The following is a 17,364-nucleotide window of genomic DNA, read 5'->3' on the forward strand; positions in this document are numbered from 1 at the left end:
TTTTATTGCATTAATTTAGAGAAGGTGGCAAATTTGAACTATTCTACACATGTGGCAACATCACTTGCTGCCGGTACATATCTTACAACGGTTACGAACGTGCCTTTTTCTGTTGCTTGCTTAGGAGGAATTGTGATTGGAAGTTTGCTCCCAGACATTGACGAGCCAAATTCTTTTGTAGGGCGTCGAACGTTTGGTTTATCAAAACTAATCAAAAAAACGTTTGGGCATAGAGGGCTAACGCATTCACTTTTATTTTGGCTTTTGTTTTCGCTTCTTTACTACAAGTTTCAGAATGATTTCACCCTTGGATTGAGCTTAGGGTATGTTTTTCATATTATTGGGGATTTCTTCTCTAGGCAAGGTGTACCGCTTTTCTTTCCGTTTACAAAAAAGAAGTTTCGTGCACCACTTACGTACAAAACAGGAACTGTTCAAGAAAGAGCGCTTCTTGTTGTAGCACTTGTTGCTTTTGTATATATTGTGTACAGATATAAACTGTTTGTGACGGTTTTTTAACCATTTATATAAACCATCCGCCCTTTTTGTGCATATGTTGTAAAAAAGGGCGAAAGGGTGGTAAGAAATGGTCATGCAGTTGTTTGCTTCTGTTATTATTTTAATTTTAGCAGCTTGGTTAATGGTACATTTATTAGATGATGGAAAAAATGAGGAGATTCATTTAACGCCCAAGCGATTATTTCGCTTCTTGCTTGCCCTCATTATTTTAGCTGTGACCGTGACAATGGTTGTTTCTCTTTTAGTTATGTAAAAGCATCCACTTAGGATGCTTTTTTATTGCAAAAATGCAAAAATTTCGTAACGTCTCCGTAATGAAAAAGGGGTTGTAAGTCATATAGCAAGTGAGTAAAATAAAAGAGTAGATGAAAATAGGGAGGATCCTATGGTGAGGAGAATATTATTCGTCACGATGTTGCTTCTGCTCGCAATTTTTGCCATTGATCAAGGCTTAAGCGAAAAAAATAAATTATTTCTCGAAAAACAAATCATCGCAGAAGCACAAGAAAGTCATATTATTGATTTTGATCAAGCTTTTGATTTTAAATGGGACAACCTATATGTATTCCCAGGAAATACGTCTGTGAAAGAAATTAACAAAACATTAGGCTTTGTTTGGCCAAATGCTAGTTCAACAGGAATCTCAAAAAGCGATAGCCATCAGCTTATTGTGTTCGTTAAAGATAATACAGTAACTCGGTATGCTAAAGTACCGTCTCAGTACGGAACGCTTACTCCGACAGATGATGAAGATGTATATAAATTCACTTAATAAAATCCCCCTTAAAGAAGGGGGATTTTTAGTTATCCAGCTTGATTTAGGGTGAAAGTTGGTAAAATCGTTGTTTTATCTAATCCTTTAAGATAGTCTGAAACAAGCGGTTATCCATAGGATTTCGAATCCCTTGATTTCCAAACATAACATTAAATTCAAAAAGATACATCTTTCCATTACAAACAGCAACATCAAAGCCAGTATAGTTAGTATTCAGAGAAGAAGCAATTTTTTGAACAAAATCAAGCGCTTCTGCTGGGATGCTTTCGTATGAAATTTCTCCACCTTGTGAACTGTTTGTTAAAAATTGATTTTCTCCACTTATTCGCCAGTACGCTTCAATAATATGCCCACCAACCTATACGATACGTAGGTCACGGTCAATTGGAAGATATTCTTGAACATATAAAACGTCTCTTGTTGAGCAGTATGTTAAGAAATCCGCTTCGTTTTTGATGAGAAATACACCACGCCCCATTGAGTTTTTAATATCTTAGGCAACGAACGGAAACGTATTTAAAATTTCAGTTCGTTTTTATTTTAAATTTCCAGCAATTATTGTATAAGGAATATGTTCGTTAAACGTCATTTGTAAGACGCGTGTCATCTGAATTTTGTTATGGCCGAGATGATACGTATCAATAGATAGGAAAATTTGTTTTTTGAATCCGTAAACAAGTGAATTAACTTGCCGATATTCAGGATATAAAAGCCACTCTGATGCTCGAATTTCCTCTTTATGTTCAAACTTACGTTCAGGTTTGATGTAAGTTACATTCTTTATCCCGGTTGTACGAAAAGGGTTAAAACTAATCCACATGCTTTTATCCTCCACTTCATTTAATTAGCAATCCCTTACAATCCAAATGCTGAAATAATCATATCCCGACTTTTTGAAATTTGGATATGAGAATGTGAACAAAGTGAAAGGAAATAATTAGCTTGTAGCTCGTGGTTTCTTATTCATATTTTTAGGAGGTTTTGTTTCAATCATAGATTGATCAATACTTGCTTTTAGCGCTTCCATCATATGAGCAATTGTTCGTTCTTGCTTTGGCTTCTCTTCTTTTTCATGGATATATTTAAGAAGCGCTTCTTGATAGTCATCATGAAATACTTCTGGGTGAAAAGGCTCTGTCAAATTTTCAATAAGGTCTACAGCAAGCTTTTGATCTTGAGCTGAAACCTGATATGATAACCTGTCGTCTCTTATATGACGTATATTTTCATAAGGGTGAAGAGTATGAAGAGCTAATATATTTTGATAGGCACGAATAACAGCATATTGATCGCTTGAATATAAAAATATCTTTGTCAAAGCAAACGTATTTGTAGCTTGTAATGCCGCTCGAAGAATTTCATAGGCTTTGATGTTTTCTTTTAAAGGAAGTACAAAAAAAGTTTTATTATAGTAAAGAGGATCAATCTCTGTTTTTTTTAGAAAATGAAAGATGGAAAGTTCTTTACCTAAGAAAGGGGCTTTTACCATATTTATTTCTTCCTCTTCTAGCTGAATAAAAGTTCCGTCTTCACGTTCATACCCACGAACTAAATCATTGTGGTCAACTTCTACATTGCAGTGTGGACAAATTCGTTTCTGTTTGATCGGTGTTGAGCATTCTCGATGAAGCAATCGGAGCTTAACATCAGAATTTTCCACAGCTGAATGAAGTCTAATAGGTACTTCAATCGTTCCAAAATGAAGCTGACCTTTCCAGATTGTATGAAGCATATTTTCACCTCTTTTTCCATATTGTTTCTCTTTCATTTTAGATTTATAACATGAGTTTTAGGATAAGCTGCTTTTTTTGTATAAAAGTACCTAGTTCCTCTCATTCTAAACAATGAGAAACCAAAAAGAAGGTGTAATAGATGGATTTGTTAAAGAAACTAACAGAAACACCAGGAGCTCCTGGATTTGAAAAGCACGTGCGAAATATTATGGAAGAAGAGCTGACATCACATGGGGCAGAAATCGTATATGACGGTCTTGGCAGTATTTTTGGTGGGAAAGAGGGAAAGGACAATAAAGTTAAAGTAATGATCGCTGGCCACATGGATGAAGTAGCGTTTATGGTATCTGAGATTACAAAAGACGGTTATTTACGTTTTTCACCGCTTGGTGGATGGTGGGATCAGGTTCTCTTATCACAGCGTGTTCAAATTGTAACAGAGAAAAGGACATTTACAGGGGTTATTGGTTCTAAACCACCCCATATTTTACAACCTGAGGAACGAAGCAAAGTATACCCCATTCGTGAGATGTTTATTGATATTGGTGCCAAAAGCAAAGAACAAGTAAAAGAATGGGGCATTCATCAAGGAGATCCTATTATTCCTATTTGTCCTTTTGAAATGCTCCCAGATGAAGATACAATCTTAGCTAAAGCACTTGATAATCGAGCTGGTTGCTATCTTGCGCTTCAGTCTTTAAAAGACCTTGGAGAGGATCATCCTAATATGGTGTTTGCTGGAGCAACTGTTCAAGAAGAAGTAGGTCTGAGAGGAGCGGGAACCTCGCCTTACATGATTGACCCTGATGTTGCTATTGTGTTAGACGTTGGAATTGCAGAAGATGGACCAGGCATGGGCGGAGAAGACAAGCCAAAGCTTGGAGGAGGCCCCCTTATCAGTTTTTTAGATGCTTCAATGATTCCAAACATCCCGTTTCGTAATCTTGTCATTCAAACAGCAGAAGAGCAAAATATTTCTTATCAAACCGAAATTATGACAGGAGGAGGAACAGATGCAGGGAAAATCCACCTTTATAAACAGGGAGTTCCAACCATTGTCATTAGTGTTGCAGCGCGCTATATACATAGCCATGTTTCAATGGTAAGTAAGCGAGATCTTGAAGATGCTACAAAGCTCATCGTCGAAGTTGTTCGGAAATTGGATGAAAGAACGGTTGGGACGTTTTCTACAGAGTAAACAAAAAGTCGCTTAAGTTTCTAAACTTAAGCGACTTTTTGTTTACCCCTTTTTTCTTGGATTTTTGTAAAAAGAAAGAGAAAGGGGGTGGAATGCACATTTTTGTACCGATACTTAATAGAATTCATATAGTAGAGTATAAGCATTTTTTCGTAGAAATAGAAACAAATAGGGTGGTGAAAACATGGTAAAAGTGATGCTTGATCCAGGACATGGTGGAACAGATTCAGGTGCGGTAGCCAACGGACTTCAAGAAAAGAATTTAACACTAAAAATCGCTATATATACAAGAGACTATTTGCTTGCTAACTACCGGGGAATTGTTGTACGAATGACGCGTTCTGACGATCGGTTTATATCTCTTAATAGCAGAAGCCAACAAGCTAATGCTTTTAAAGCGAATCTCTTTGTTTCCATTCACATTAATTCAGGTGGAGGGACAGGCTTTGAAACGTACCGATTTAAAGGAAGAGCGAGTTCAACAACCCTCTCTTTACAGAGCAATCTTCATTCTGAAATTTTAACAGCGATGAGGTCGTTTGGAAATGTAGGAGACAGAGGTCAAAAACAAGCAAACTATGCGGTTCTCCGTCAAACAATAATGCCTGCTAATTTAACAGAAAATCTATTTATTGACCGAACAGCAGATGCAAATCTTTTGAAAAATGAAGCATTTTTAAAAGCGGTAGGAGAAGCCCATGCCAGAGCAATCGCCAAAACACTAGGTGTTGCACCAATCTCTCAGCCAAAACCGACGCCAGCGCCGGAGCAGCCGGGGGAAAATGAAGGAGGAAGAACGTTGAACTTACAAGAATGGCAGTGGAAAGAGCTTGCAGAAGTTTATGCTAAAGCAAACCAAAGCGGTGTTTTAAAGAGCGATCAATGGACAAAAAAAGCTCAAAATAAAACATTGACTGTTGATGAAGCCATCTTTTTAAACGCCATCTTAATTGGGCGATAGAAATGGAATGTAAAAAGGTGACAATCTTGTCACCTTTTTTACCTTACAGCCAAGTGATTTTTGGTTCTGTTTTGTTTAAAATACGTTTCATATTGGCAAGATGGCGGTAAACTACAATAAAAGCAATGAGACCCATAATAATGCGAAGTGGAATATCATCAACAAAAAATGTATAGGCGAAAGCAAGAACGGCTGTAATGACGGAGGATAGGGATACATATTTAGATAGATAAAGACAGATGATGAAGCATACAAGAATCCCGACAAACAGCAGCGGCGTATATCCAAGAAGAATACCTGCGCTCGTTGCAACCGCTTTTCCACCGCGGAATTTTGCAAAAAGAGGGAAAACATGTCCTACAACTGCAAAAATACCAAAGAATAATGCATTCATATCAGCACCAACAAGAAGTGGAATGACCGTTGCGACAGTTCCTTTTAAAATATCAGCTACTGTTACAATAATACCGGCTTTTTTTCCTAATGTACGGAATGTATTAGTTGCCCCTAAGTTTCCACTTCCGTGTTCTCGAATATCAATGCCATAGCCTACTTTCCCAACAATTAAACCAAATGGAATAGAGCCGAGAAGATAAGCAAGTACCAAAAGAAAAATGGTCATGTGTTAAGCTCCTTTATATGTATATGTTCACTAATTTACACTCGTTCACATACAAGTTCACCTCATTTTATCATGAAATATTATATTGTTAATAGAAATATTTCATAAATGTATGGCAAAATAGTAAAAGCTATAAGGAATTTATAAGCTTTGAAACAAAAACTTAAGAATAAACGTTTTAAGAAGGACATGAACTTATGGCAAATTGGACAACTTTTTTGAAATTAACAGGATTTTCGTTTAATCTAAAGAATAGCTAAGGAGTGAAGAACATGAATATACCTTCTCGAGAAGAGCTTGGAAAAATATTAAAAGATAGCAAAAAGATTGCGGTTGTCGGTCTTTCAGACAATAAAGATCGAACATCTTATCTTGTATCAGAGGCTATGCAAAAAGCAGGGTATGAAATTATCCCAGTAAATCCGAACGTAAAGGAAGTACTCGGTGTTCCTGCTGTTGCCTCTCTTACTGATATTAAAGAACATGTTGACATTGTAAACGTGTTTCGCCGCTCGGAACATTTAGTAGACGTTGCAAAAGAATTTTTAGAAATTGATGCAGACGTGTTTTGGTCCCAGCTCGGGGTTGTAAATCAAGAAGCATATGATCTGCTTGCTGCTGAGGGATACAAGCCTGTTATGGACCGCTGTATTAAAGTTGAACATGCTTTAACAAAATAAACCATAACCCGATGTCATCTGACATCGGGTTACCTGTTAGTGTTATGCTACAATAATATAGAGAAAAAGGCTTATTATAGCTTGTTTACGAAGAACGCCGTTTTCATTTTAAGCAAGTTATGGTAAAATACAAAACACACGTTCCCTTTTTGTTTTAATATAAGAAAAGACATCATCACATATCATTTATAAATTGTGAGATATTAGGGTAAAATGTGTTGCTATACATAAAGAAGTTGTTTGAAAGGGGAATGTTGCTTGACTACGAAACAATCATTTAGTTACAACGAAGATGCGATTCAAGTGCTAGAGGGGCTTGACGCAGTACGAAAACGTCCGGGTATGTACATTGGAAGTACAGACAGTCGCGGACTTCATCATTTAGTATATGAAGTGGTAGATAACTCAGTCGATGAAGCACTTGCTGGTTTCGGAGATTATATAAAGGTAACAATCCACAAGGATAATTCAATTTCTGTAAGTGATAAAGGGCGCGGTATGCCAACAGGAATGCACAAATTAGGGAAACCGACGCCAGAAGTTATTTTAACTGTGCTTCATGCAGGAGGAAAATTTGGACAAGGCGGCTATAAAACGAGCGGAGGTCTTCACGGTGTTGGGGCCTCTGTTGTGAATGCCTTATCAGAGTGGCTCGTTGTTACAATCAAGCGTGATGGTATTAAATACGAACAACGTTTTGAAAATGGCGGAAAACCCGTCACAACGCTTGAAAAGGTCGGAAAAACGAATCAAACGGGAACAACCATCCACTTTAAACCAGATCCAACTATTTTTTCTACAACAACTTATAACTATGAGACACTAAGTGAGCGCTTACGAGAATCTGCTTTCTTATTAAAAGGCATGAAGATTGAAATTATTGATGAGCGACATGATGAAAAAGCGCTCTATCATTATGAAAATGGAATTGAAGCTTTTGTTCAATATTTAAATGAAGATAAAGATATCCTTCATTCAGTGTGCTCTTTTGAAGGAGAGCAAAATGGAATTGAAATTGATTTTGCCTTTCAGTTTAATGATGGGTATTCAGAGAATATTTTATCATTCGTTAACAATGTTCGCACAAAAGATGGAGGAACGCATGAGGCAGGTGCTAAAAGCGCAATGACGCGTGCATTTAATGAATATGCACGCAGAACAAATTTGTTGAAAGAACGTGATAAAAACCTTGAAGGGACAGACATACGCGAAGGGCTTGCTGCGATTGTTTCTGTTCGCGTGCCTGAGGAGCTTTTGCAGTTTGAAGGGCAAACAAAAGGGAAGCTTGGTACAAGTGAAGCACGTTCTGCCGTTGATGCTGTGGTTGCAGAGCATTTGTCTTATTATTTAGAAGAAAATGCAGATGTAAGCTCTATGCTTGTCAAAAAAGCAATTAAAGCACGTCTTGCAAGAGAAGCAGCTCGCAAAGCTCGCGAAGAAGCGAGAACAGGCAAGAAACGAAAAAAATCAGAAGCTGTATTAAGCGGAAAGTTGACGCCTGCTCAATCGCGTAACCCAAATCGAAATGAACTTTACCTTGTTGAGGGAGACTCAGCAGGAGGATCTGCTAAGCAAGGCCGTGATCGTCGCTTTCAAGCTGTTCTACCGCTAAGAGGGAAAGTCATTAATACCGAAAAAGCGAAGCTTGCGGATATATTTAAAAATGAAGAAATTAACACGATCATTCATGCAATTGGCGCTGGCGTTGGGCCTGAATTTTCGGTTGAAGATACAAATTACGATAAAGTTGTAATTATGACAGATGCAGATACAGATGGAGCTCATATTCAAGTGCTCTTGCTTACTTTTTTCTATCGCTATATGAAAGATTTAATCGAAGAAGGCAAAGTATTTATCGCTCTTCCGCCACTTTATAAAGTAAGTAAAGGAAGCGGTAAAAAAGAAGTCATTGAATATGCATGGAGCGATGATGAGCTTCAAGGAGCCATTAAAAAAGTCGGAAGAGGCTATATGATTCAGCGTTATAAAGGTCTTGGGGAAATGAATGCTGATCAGCTTTGGGAAACAACGATGAACCCTGGCACGAGAACGCTTATTCGAGTACGTATTGATGATGCGGCACGGGCTGAGCGTCGCGTTACAACACTTATGGGTGACAAGGTAGAACCGCGTCGTAAATGGATTGAAAGTCACGTAGAGTTCGGGCTTGAAGAGGATCCAAACATTCTAGATAACGAACATGTCACGGTCGCGGAGGAGGAATAAAAATGGAACAAACAGAACGCTATTTAGATTTACCATTAGAGGATGTTTTAGGTGACAGATTTGGTCGCTATAGTAAATACATTATTCAAGAACGTGCGCTGCCTGATGCGAGAGACGGTTTAAAACCAGTGCAGCGTCGTATTTTATATGCTATGCACGTAGATGGAAACACAGCTGAAAAAGGATTTCGTAAATCTGCTAAAACAGTTGGAAATGTTATTGGTAACTATCACCCGCACGGTGATTCATCTGTGTATGACGCAATGGTCAGAATGAGCCAAGACTGGAAAGTGCGTAACGTGTTAATTGAAATGCACGGAAATAACGGAAGCATCGATGGAGATCCTCCAGCTGCAATGCGTTATACAGAGGCGCGACTATCTGCCATTTCACAAGAGCTTTTACGGGATATTGATAAAAATACCGTAGAATTTGTCCCAAACTTTGATGATACAAGCTCTGAGCCAACCGTTTTACCAGCTCATTTTCCAAATTTACTTGTAAACGGGTCAACAGGGATTTCAGCCGGGTATGCCACAGACATCCCTCCTCATAACCTTGTTGAAGTCATCGATGCTGCGATTATGAGAATTGATAAAAAAGAGGCTACAGTAGAAGAGCTTATGAGCGTCATTAAGGGACCGGATTTCCCAACAGGTGGGATTATCCAAGGAGTAGCGGGAATTAAAAAAGCATACGAGACAGGAAAAGGGAAAATCATCGTTCGTGGAAAAGCAAGTATTGAAAGCCTTAAAGGCGGAAAAGAACAGATCGTGATTACAGAAATTCCGTATGAAGTAAATAAGGCAAATCTTGTGAAGAAAATGGATGAACTTCGTCTAGATCGCAAAGTAGAAGGAATTGCGGAAGTGCGGGATGAGACGGACCGTACTGGTCTGCGCATCGTAATTGAGCTTAAAAAAGACGGAAATGCTCAAGGAATTCTTCATTATCTTTATAAAAATACGGATTTACAAATTCCATACAATTTCAACATGGTTGCTATCCACAAAGGACGCCCAAAATTAATGACGCTACCAACCATTTTAGATGCGTATATTGATCATCAAAAAGAAGTTGTGATTAATCGTTCGAAATATGAGTGGGAAAAAGCAAAAGAACGCGAGCATATTGTAGCAGGACTTATTAAAGCTCTCTCTATACTTGATGAAGTAATTGCCACAATTCGAGCTTCAAAAGATAAAAGAGATGCAAAAAATAACTTAATTAAAAACTATGAATTTACAGAAGCTCAAGCTGAAGCTATTGTATCTCTCCAGCTTTATCGTTTAACAAACACGGATATCACGGCATTAAGAGCAGAAAGTGAAGAGCTACAAAAGAAAATTGATGAGCTTGAGCAAATCTTAAATAGTGAGCAAAAGCTTCTCTCTCTTATTAAAAAGGAACTTCGCCAAGTTAAGAAAACATATAAAACAGATCGTTTTACAGCAATTGAGGAAGAGATTGAAGAGCTAAAAATTAATTTAGAAGTGATGGTACCGTCAGAAGATGTAATGGTAACGGTAACGAATGACGGATATGTGAAAAGAACAAGCCTTCGCTCTTACAATGCTTCAAATGGACAAGATTTTGGCATGAAAGAAACGGATCATATTTTAGGCTGTTTTGAGGTGAATACAACTGAAACTCTTCTATTATTTACAAATAAGGGGAGCTACTTATATATGCCAATTCACGAGCTTCCAGATATCCGCTGGAAAGATCTCGGACAGCATGTTTCAAGCCTTATTCCTCTTGATAAAGAAGAGCATCTTATTCAAGCATTGCCAATTGAGGACTTTAAGAAAGAGGATTATCTTCTTTTTGCAACAAAGCACGGTATGGTGAAAAGAACAGAGTTAAAAAGTTTTAAAGCACAGCGCTATTCAAGACCTTTAATGGCTATAAATGTTAAAGGAGACGACGAAGTTGTTTCTGTGATGCGTACATCAGGTAATAGTCGCATTTTACTTGGCACAAAGGCGGGCTATGTTTTACTTTATAATGAGGAAGAAATCAATGTTGTAGGACCGCGGGCAGCAGGAGTAAAAGGAATTAATCTAAAAGATGATGATGTTGTGATAGGGGCTGAAACGTTTATAACACAGCATGAGGAAACACAGGCCATCTTTGTTACACAAAGAGGAGCCGTTAAGAAGATGAACTTAAAAGAAGTGGAGCAAACATCAAGAGCAAAAAGGGGAACAATGATTCTTAGAACGGTTAAATCTAATCCTCATAAGCTAATTGGCTTTACAATTGTAAAGGAAAACAGGGCTATTAGGATAGAATCAGCAAAAGGAATGAATGAAAAAGTAATTCCAGCTAATATTCGTGTTAGCGAGCTGTACAGTAATGGTTCATTTATAATGGATGAAGCTGAGGTTGGGAAAATTATTTCGATGTGGATAGAGAAAGAGTCGTGAGTTTTCGCGACTCTCCCTTAAAATAGCATTGAAATATATACTGTTAACGCAGTTATATGAATAACACCAAAAAGAGCGAGTATTTTATACCGCTCTTTTTTTGTTGAGCAGTTTTTCGCAATGAAGGAATGAAGCTTTCGTCCAATTGAGGTTGTAAGCCCTAAAGTAAAAGCAAGATAAAGGACAATTTGAAAAAAAGGAAAAGAAGTGGAGCGTAAAGCACTAATAAGGGGAGAAAACACAAGAGAATGCCAAGAAGTATAAAAAAGAAGACTACATACACTAAACAAAAAGAAAGAACGTAAAGTATGAATATTCATTAGAACACCTTCCAATTTATGTTTATTTTTATTATACAAAAATAACAATTGCTAATTCAAGTTTTTGGGTGGGAAAGAGGGATGTGAAAAACTAATCATAAATTTTTTAGGAGAATAATAAACTTTGATATGAGTACATTGGAGGAGGAGAAGCATGACCACCCAATATCTTTATACACCACAACAAATCCACGGCTCAGTTGATATCCCTGAATGGGGAAAACAAGCTTTTGTAAAATTTGAACAAGAAGTACTTATCGAAAACTACCCTTGTCAAGCTGCTGTTGATGCTTTTAAAAATGAGATGCTTTATTTTACTTTTGTAGATTCTATTTATAAATATTATTCTCTTAAGCAGTTTGCCGAAGGAATTAAACATTATGTTGCAAAAATAGCTCCACAAAATAAAAAAACGGCCCTTATTGCGCTTTTTAGAGAGCGTGGTCCTGTTCAAGATATAAAAGAATATGAGCGACAGTTTTGGGATACTGTGCAATATTTGCACGTTGTGGACGAAGATGCATGGCCTCAGCATATTGCTAAAACACCTAATCATCCAGACTGGCAGTTTTGTTTTGCCCGACAGCCATTTTCCCTTATCTGTCAGACTCCTGCGCATGAGAAACGAAAAAGTAGGTATAGTCCTAATTTCACAATTGTTTTTCAACCAAGAGAGATTCGAAAAGAAGAAAATGAAGAGTTGAGGGACCTTGTAACAGGAGTAAAAAAAGAAGTTGCAGCGTATGATCAAATTTCTCCACATCCAGCACTTGGATGGAACACATCACAGCAGCAAAAAGAATGGCGAAAATATTTTTTACGTGATACAAATGATACACCTGTTGGACAGTGTCCATTTCGAGCAAAGACTGAAAAAATTCAATCCACAAGAAAAGGTCGTTAATTAACTATTTTTCTCTCTTTTCTTTTTTTATAAAATGTGCTGAAATAAAGGGATAAGGATAAAAGGGGAGAGAGAGTATGAATATTAGGCATGCAATAGAAAAAGATTTACAAGGGATTGTAGACATTTATAATGATGCAATTGAATATACAACGGCAACGTTTGATCTAGAGAAAGTAAGTATAGAGGACAGAAAAGGATGGTTTGATGAACATGTTCACCGCTATCCACTTATCGTTGCAGTAAAAGGGGAGAAAATTGTAGGATATGCTACACTTTCTCCCTATAACAAGAAAGAAGCGTATAGCAAAACGGTAGAGCTATCTGTTTATGTGGATAGAGAGGAACGCGGCCAAGGAATTGGACGTGCCCTAATGGATGAAATATTACACCTAGCTAAAGAGAATGAACATCGTGCTGTTATTTCACTCATTACAAAAGGAAATGAGCATAGCATTAGTATGCACAAAAGATATGGTTTCTTCCTATGTGGAGAGTTAAAGGAAGTTGGCTATAAATTTAATCAGTGGCAAGATGTGCTCTTGTACCAACTTTTAATAAATTAAAGAAAAGACCGCAAGTTAACGAGTCTAAGAGAATATACTGTATAAAAAGCAGTAGAAATGAGAGAGGAGTCGTTAACATTGGGGGAAAATAAGTACAATACACATCATAAAGTTGCAAACGAAATTAGCGGAAAACGAAAACTTAAAGCTAAGCTTCTGACTGAAAAGATTCAGAAAGCATTACAAAAATACGAAAATGAAAAGACTAAGCGCGCATAACGCTTAGTCTTTTTCATGTTGAGCAACTGCACACATTGTACGGCATAAAAAAGATAAGATATCAAAGAGAGTGTGTACATACATTGTTGAAAACTCTTTTAATTCCAACAGAGTAAGCTCTTCGTTTTCAGGGTTTTCTCTCAATATATCTAGAAGTTCCTTTTTGTAGTGACGAAACTTGATTTCTATAATCCACCTTTCCGTTTTCGATATGTGAACTAAAAAAGCAAGGTGATCGTTTGTATCAATCTCAAAAATACTTTGAGAAAAAGCGACTTTAACGATGGCACGATCTTCTAAAGAAGGATGATCTAGAGCAAGGGTATGATCAGGAACTTTACGGAGCATTCCAAGGCTGCTATAAAGATGATATAAGCAATTCTGATCATATCTATATATTGAATAAGGATTGCCAAATTCTAAGTCTGATAGTGTTAAAGTTTCTTCTTTTAAAAGTTCTACTTTTTGTAAAAAGCGAAGTAAAAGATGATGAAGATCTCGATACTCGTTTGTCATTTTTTCTCCAAATGTTTGAAGCTCCTCCATATTCTCTTGAGCTTGAGAAAGAAGCCCATAAAAATCACGATTAAACTCGTTTGCTTTTGCTAACTTTTGGAGGAGATTATCTCGCTCTTCTTGCCATTTTTCTACAAAATGAGCAAGCTTTTCTCCTGTTAGTTTCTCTTCTTTATCTGCAAGCTTTTCTATAGATTCCTTCATTTCGCCAAATGAAAAGTATTCTTCATCTAAAAGAGGCTGTATGGCTTTATATTCAGATCTGTATTTTTTATAAATATGAAAATGGAAGTGCTCTGATTCGGGATTGCTCATCTTTGTAATTGTATAAAAACGAAGTGCTCTGAATCCATTGACAGATATCATAAGAAAGAGAAAGATAAAATGAAATTCTTTAGGGATATTATGGAAATTAGAAAAAGAGAAAAGCCAAGATAATGTTAAAAAGAGGTTTCGCCAATCACCAAGCATTTTCATTCCTACAAAGAAAAGAGAACGCATCATATAAATAAAAAGGGAAAAAGGCGAAACATCTGCTTCTGTTTCTTTCTTTTTTGTACGCATTTTCTCAATAAAAGGATCTGTATGCAAGATAAGTTTTTTTATATAAGAAATCATGCGCTCTTTAGAAGTCATCTCTCTTCACCTCATTCTCTTTGATATCTTGGAAAAGCCCTATCATAAATAGCGTATGAATGAAATAAAATGTCATGACAGGATTCTGCCCTTTTTTGTTGAAAAGAAAGACGAACTATTTTTTATTGAAAAGAATATATAAAGGGTAAACGTGAAAAACACATTTCCAGTTAAGGGGATGAGAAGATGGGGAAGATTACATTAGAAAAAATGGTCAAACAGCATTGGAACAACTTCTCAATTTTAAGTTCACTCTATTCTCTTTCAGAAAAAACGGAGTGGGATTATAAAGAGCATGGAGCTGTTATAGAAGCATTAAGAAGAATTGATTCAATGCTTGAAAAAAACAAAATAGCGAAATTAAGCTTTATATTGCTGATATGTCACAATATCATATACAACTGATAGTGAAGCATCTTTGCAATCTAGCTGGACATGTTTACTATATAGAGGGAAAAATTGATAAGAAGTACCCTATTTATGGCTACTTATTTCAAAAAGGAGAAGAAAGTCGTTTAAAGGCTATTTAAAAATTGCTGCGATGCTCTCAGCCATTTTTTTATTGAAAAGGTGATCCAAATGAAGAAAGTTCCCAATAGTTCAACGAAAAAGAAGAAAACAAGATGACGGATCTCACACAAATTTTAAGCGCCATGCTAAACGGCAGTTTAAATGACTGAGATAATGTAGGAATTAACATTAGCGATTTATGATAATCAATTTGAGGAGAAAAAGCTTGTAAAGATATCGTAAGCTTTCTAGAATAATAGTCCTCATAGATTGAAGGAAAGAACGCCTTTAGTGGCGTGCTTTTCTTTATAAAGAAGAGGAAAAACACTTATTTTGACTGTTTCTGTCGAGGAAAGAACAGGGCAGTTAGGGAAAAAGGCTCTCATTTTTTATGTATAAACATGAGATAATTGAAGAGTCAGAAAAGTTTGTAAAAGGAGGAATTTTATGAGAAAGACTTTATCTAAATTTTTAACAGTCTTTATTCTTTTTTCTCTTACGCTAGGGGGCAGTTTATCTAGCGTATCTGCTGAAAGCACGTCTTCTCTTCCTGTAAGCAAAGTTGATGTTGGAAAAGAAGGCATGGTAGCAACAGCAGAGCCCTATGCAACTCGAGTTGGTCAAGAGGTACTTGAAAAAGGGGGAACAGCTGTTGATGCAGCGGTTGCTGTGCAGCTTGCTTTAAATGTAACAGAGCCGATGATGTCAGGCATTGGTGGCGGAGGATTTATGATGGTTTATGACGGCAAAACAAAGCAAGTATCCATCATGAACAGCCGTGAAAAAGCGCCAAGTGATGTAACCTCAGATCTTTTTCTGGACGAAAATGGAAAATCCATTCCATTTAAAGAACGCCACACGTCAGGGAAAGCTGTTGGAGTGCCAGGTACGCTTCTTGGACTCCAAGAAGCCCATGAAAAATGGGGAAAACTGAAGTGGAAAGCTCTTGTTAAGCCTGCTGAAAATCTTGCAAAAGATGGATTTAATGTGAGTGCTACGCTTTCAGGTAGTATTGAAGATAGTAAGGACAAGCTGTCGGAAGAAGCAAAAAGCGTGTATGCTCCAAACGGCCAAGTTTTAAAGGAAGGAGCACTTTTAAAACAAGAAGATTTAGCTAAAACCTTACAATTAATTGGAAAAGAAGGATCTCAGGCTCTTTACGATGGAGAATTAGGAAAGGCAATTGTAAAAACAGTCAAAGATCATGGCGGAAGTATGACAGAAGAAGATTTGGAAAATTATACGGTGAAAGAACAAACACCAATTAAAGGAAAATATCACGGTTATGATATTATCTCAATGCCTCCCCCAAGTTCTGGAGGATTGACGGTTTTACAAATTTTAAAAATGCTTGAGCCGTATGATATTAGTCAGTATGGTGCACGGTCACCAGAGAAGTACAATCTTGTCGCTGAAGCAATGCATCTGGCTTTCGCAGATCGAAACAAGTATATTGGTGACACAGACTTTGTAGACGTTCCAATCTCAGGCATGCTTAATGGAAACTATTTAGCAAAACGAAGTAAAGAAATCGAGCTTTTGAAAGCAAATAAAGATGTAAAAGCAGGAGATCCATGGAGTTATCAAGGAGGAAAACCTGAAACAGAATACGTGCCGAAAAAAGATGACAAAGAAATTGGGCAAACAACGCATTTTACAATTGCTGATAAGTGGGGGAACCTTGTTTCCTATACAACAACAATTGAACAAGTTTTCGGAACAGGAATTATGGTACCTGGCTATGGGGTAATGTTAAATAATGAAATGACCGATTTTGATGCTTATCCAGGAGGACCAAATGAAGTCCAGCCAAATAAGCGTCCGATGAGCAGTATGTCCCCGACTATCGTTCTAAAAGACCACAAGCCTGTTATGACGGTAGGTTCTCCAGGAGGTCCGACTATTATCGCTTCTGTTGCTCAAACGTTGATTAATAAAATTGACTACGGTATGTCGGCAGAAGCTGCCATTGAAGAACCACGTATTTATACTCCGACATATCCGAATATTAGATATGAAAAAGGAATTCCATCTGAGACAATAAAAGAGCTTGAAAAATTAGGATACAAATTTGATGATGAACCAGAAGAGATTGGAAATGTACAAACAATTGATATTTATGATTCCTTTTATTTAGGTGCAGCTGATTCGTCAAGAGTTGGTAGTGCAGCTGGAGTGGATACTGTAAAAGGTAAATAAAAAACCAGCAGGGGGTTTCTGGACTGACCCCATGAAGTGAGACAAATAAAAAACACCTTTTCGTTAAAGATCGGATACAAATGACCGAACTATAACGTGGAGGTGTTTTTTCTATGGGAACAAGAGTAAGTTATCCAGTAGAAGTGAAAATGAAGGCGATTGAAATGAGGTTAGCAGGCGTGCCTGTAAAAGAAGTTATGGAAACCTTACAGATTCGGAATCGTACCCAACTGAAAACCTGGATGAGATGGTATAAGAATGGAGAGATGAAGCGACTAGAACAGCCTGTTGGAAAACAATATACTTATGGGAAAGGACCGCATTCTCAAGATGCATTCGCTAAATTAGAAG

Annotated in this window: 20 protein-coding genes; 14 read left to right on the top strand and 6 right to left on the bottom strand. The window is 37.2% G+C overall.

Annotation, left to right across the window (positions count from 1 at the left end):
- The first annotated feature begins 33 nt into the window (after positions 1–33).
- The 3 genes from BM012_RS24845 to BM012_RS24855 all read left to right on the top strand — a co-directional run bounded on the left by BM012_RS24845 (position 34) and on the right by BM012_RS24855 (position 1,291).
- Positions 34–519, top strand: coding sequence for a metal-dependent hydrolase (locus BM012_RS24845; protein ID WP_019392284.1), 486 nt, complete (start codon positions 34–36; stop codon positions 517–519).
- A gap of 67 nt (positions 520–586) precedes the next feature.
- Complete coding sequence (locus BM012_RS24850; protein ID WP_061804027.1) at positions 587–772, top strand: hypothetical protein; 186 nt, start codon at positions 587–589, stop codon at positions 770–772.
- 135 nt (positions 773–907) lie between these two features.
- A complete protein-coding gene (locus BM012_RS24855; protein ID WP_064504983.1) occupies positions 908–1,291 on the top strand; it encodes a hypothetical protein in 384 nt (127 codons plus the stop codon).
- Between the two features lie 79 nt (positions 1,292–1,370).
- On the opposite strand, the gene BM012_RS27325 is transcribed toward BM012_RS24855, so the two are convergent.
- The 3 genes from BM012_RS27325 to ku all read right to left on the bottom strand — a co-directional run bounded on the left by BM012_RS27325 (position 1,371) and on the right by ku (position 3,026).
- The gene (locus BM012_RS27325; protein ID WP_139210459.1) at positions 1,371–1,640 is read right to left on the bottom strand and encodes an ATP-grasp domain-containing protein; all 270 of its coding nucleotides are present in this window, start codon (positions 1,638–1,640) and stop codon (positions 1,371–1,373) included.
- A 189-nt stretch (positions 1,641–1,829) separates the two neighbouring features.
- Positions 1,830–2,114 carry a hypothetical protein gene (locus tag BM012_RS25990; protein ID WP_061804029.1) on the bottom strand — a complete coding sequence of 95 codons (285 nt, stop codon included), beginning with the start codon at positions 2,112–2,114 and terminating at the stop codon, positions 1,830–1,832.
- A gap of 117 nt (positions 2,115–2,231) precedes the next feature.
- The gene (gene ku / locus BM012_RS24865; protein WP_061804030.1) at positions 2,232–3,026 is read right to left on the bottom strand and encodes a non-homologous end joining protein Ku; all 795 of its coding nucleotides are present in this window, start codon (positions 3,024–3,026) and stop codon (positions 2,232–2,234) included.
- Positions 3,027–3,166: 140 nt separating this feature from the next.
- Between ku and BM012_RS24870 the strand changes: the two genes are divergently transcribed.
- Positions 3,167–4,225: a M42 family metallopeptidase gene (locus BM012_RS24870; RefSeq protein ID WP_061804031.1), complete on the top strand. Its 1,059-nt coding sequence runs from the start codon at positions 3,167–3,169 to the stop codon at positions 4,223–4,225.
- 184 nt (positions 4,226–4,409) lie between these two features.
- Complete coding sequence (locus tag BM012_RS24875; RefSeq protein WP_061804032.1) at positions 4,410–5,186, top strand: N-acetylmuramoyl-L-alanine amidase; 777 nt, start codon at positions 4,410–4,412, stop codon at positions 5,184–5,186.
- Between the two features lie 43 nt (positions 5,187–5,229).
- Here the strand turns inward: BM012_RS24875 and plsY are convergent, their stop codons facing one another.
- Positions 5,230–5,808 carry a glycerol-3-phosphate 1-O-acyltransferase PlsY gene (gene plsY / locus BM012_RS24880; RefSeq protein ID WP_019392290.1) on the bottom strand — a complete coding sequence of 193 codons (579 nt, stop codon included), beginning with the start codon at positions 5,806–5,808 and terminating at the stop codon, positions 5,230–5,232.
- A 272-nt stretch (positions 5,809–6,080) separates the two neighbouring features.
- Between plsY and BM012_RS24885 the strand changes: the two genes are divergently transcribed.
- From BM012_RS24885 to parC, 3 genes are all read left to right on the top strand, one after another.
- Positions 6,081–6,488 (top strand): CoA-binding protein, encoded by a 408-nt coding sequence (locus BM012_RS24885; RefSeq protein ID WP_061804033.1) that lies wholly within the window; start codon positions 6,081–6,083, stop codon positions 6,486–6,488.
- 258 nt (positions 6,489–6,746) lie between these two features.
- On the top strand, positions 6,747–8,714 hold the full coding sequence (gene parE, locus BM012_RS24890) for a DNA topoisomerase IV subunit B (RefSeq protein WP_061804034.1): 1,968 nt from the start codon (positions 6,747–6,749) through the stop codon (positions 8,712–8,714).
- Positions 8,715–8,716: 2 nt separating this feature from the next.
- The gene (gene parC, locus BM012_RS24895) at positions 8,717–11,143 is read left to right on the top strand and encodes a DNA topoisomerase IV subunit A (protein WP_061804035.1); all 2,427 of its coding nucleotides are present in this window, start codon (positions 8,717–8,719) and stop codon (positions 11,141–11,143) included.
- 17 nt (positions 11,144–11,160) lie between these two features.
- On the opposite strand, the gene BM012_RS24900 is transcribed toward parC, so the two are convergent.
- Positions 11,161–11,463, bottom strand: coding sequence for a hypothetical protein (locus BM012_RS24900; RefSeq protein ID WP_061804036.1), 303 nt, complete (start codon positions 11,461–11,463; stop codon positions 11,161–11,163).
- Positions 11,464–11,617: 154 nt separating this feature from the next.
- On the opposite strand from BM012_RS24900, the gene BM012_RS24905 reads away from it, so the two are divergent.
- The 3 genes from BM012_RS24905 (at position 11,618) to BM012_RS26625 (ending at position 13,152) form a co-directional block, all read left to right on the top strand.
- Positions 11,618–12,367: a YqcI/YcgG family protein gene (locus BM012_RS24905; RefSeq protein WP_061804037.1), complete on the top strand. Its 750-nt coding sequence runs from the start codon at positions 11,618–11,620 to the stop codon at positions 12,365–12,367.
- Between the two features lie 77 nt (positions 12,368–12,444).
- Positions 12,445–12,933: a GNAT family N-acetyltransferase gene (locus BM012_RS24910; protein WP_061804038.1), complete on the top strand. Its 489-nt coding sequence runs from the start codon at positions 12,445–12,447 to the stop codon at positions 12,931–12,933.
- A 78-nt stretch (positions 12,934–13,011) separates the two neighbouring features.
- Positions 13,012–13,152, top strand: coding sequence for a hypothetical protein (locus BM012_RS26625; protein ID WP_019392297.1), 141 nt, complete (start codon positions 13,012–13,014; stop codon positions 13,150–13,152).
- A 3-nt stretch (positions 13,153–13,155) separates the two neighbouring features.
- Here BM012_RS26625 and BM012_RS24915 read toward each other — a convergent pair whose 3' ends face one another.
- The gene (locus BM012_RS24915; RefSeq protein WP_061804039.1) at positions 13,156–14,304 is read right to left on the bottom strand and encodes a hypothetical protein; all 1,149 of its coding nucleotides are present in this window, start codon (positions 14,302–14,304) and stop codon (positions 13,156–13,158) included.
- A 186-nt stretch (positions 14,305–14,490) separates the two neighbouring features.
- On the opposite strand from BM012_RS24915, the gene BM012_RS24920 reads away from it, so the two are divergent.
- From BM012_RS24920 to BM012_RS24930, 3 genes are all read left to right on the top strand, one after another.
- Complete coding sequence (locus tag BM012_RS24920) at positions 14,491–14,709, top strand: hypothetical protein (RefSeq protein ID WP_061804040.1); 219 nt, start codon at positions 14,491–14,493, stop codon at positions 14,707–14,709.
- A gap of 552 nt (positions 14,710–15,261) precedes the next feature.
- A complete protein-coding gene (ggt, locus tag BM012_RS24925) occupies positions 15,262–17,013 on the top strand; it encodes a gamma-glutamyltransferase (protein ID WP_061804041.1) in 1,752 nt (583 codons plus the stop codon).
- 113 nt (positions 17,014–17,126) lie between these two features.
- On the top strand, positions 17,127–17,364 hold a 238-nt coding region (locus BM012_RS24930), incomplete at its 3' end, for a helix-turn-helix domain-containing protein (RefSeq protein ID WP_074842829.1).

It is taken from the genome of Priestia endophytica DSM 13796, from assembly GCF_900115845.1.
Classification (GTDB): Bacteria; Bacillota; Bacilli; order Bacillales; family Bacillaceae_H; genus Bacillus_I; species Bacillus_I endophytica.

Excerpts from the sequence above, each read along its gene's own strand:
- BM012_RS24850 (WP_061804027.1), top strand. The coding sequence starts at position 587 with ATGGTCATGCAGTTGTTTGCTTCTGTTATTATTTTAATTTTAGCAGCT.
- BM012_RS25990 (WP_061804029.1), bottom strand. The coding sequence starts at position 2,114 with ATGTGGATTAGTTTTAACCCTTTTCGTACAACCGGGATAAAGAATGTA.
- ku (WP_061804030.1), bottom strand. The coding sequence starts at position 3,026 with ATGCTTCATACAATCTGGAAAGGTCAGCTTCATTTTGGAACGATTGAA.
- BM012_RS24870 (WP_061804031.1), top strand. The coding sequence starts at position 3,167 with ATGGATTTGTTAAAGAAACTAACAGAAACACCAGGAGCTCCTGGATTT.
- BM012_RS24875 (WP_061804032.1), top strand. The coding sequence starts at position 4,410 with ATGGTAAAAGTGATGCTTGATCCAGGACATGGTGGAACAGATTCAGGT.
- plsY (WP_019392290.1), bottom strand. The coding sequence starts at position 5,808 with ATGACCATTTTTCTTTTGGTACTTGCTTATCTTCTCGGCTCTATTCCA.
- BM012_RS24885 (WP_061804033.1), top strand. The coding sequence starts at position 6,081 with ATGAATATACCTTCTCGAGAAGAGCTTGGAAAAATATTAAAAGATAGC.
- parC (WP_061804035.1), top strand. The coding sequence starts at position 8,717 with ATGGAACAAACAGAACGCTATTTAGATTTACCATTAGAGGATGTTTTA.
- BM012_RS24900 (WP_061804036.1), bottom strand. The coding sequence starts at position 11,463 with ATGAATATTCATACTTTACGTTCTTTCTTTTTGTTTAGTGTATGTAGT.
- BM012_RS24905 (WP_061804037.1), top strand. The coding sequence starts at position 11,618 with ATGACCACCCAATATCTTTATACACCACAACAAATCCACGGCTCAGTT.
- BM012_RS24910 (WP_061804038.1), top strand. The coding sequence starts at position 12,445 with ATGAATATTAGGCATGCAATAGAAAAAGATTTACAAGGGATTGTAGAC.
- BM012_RS24915 (WP_061804039.1), bottom strand. The coding sequence starts at position 14,304 with ATGACTTCTAAAGAGCGCATGATTTCTTATATAAAAAAACTTATCTTG.
- BM012_RS24920 (WP_061804040.1), top strand. The coding sequence starts at position 14,491 with ATGGGGAAGATTACATTAGAAAAAATGGTCAAACAGCATTGGAACAAC.
- ggt (WP_061804041.1), top strand. The coding sequence starts at position 15,262 with ATGAGAAAGACTTTATCTAAATTTTTAACAGTCTTTATTCTTTTTTCT.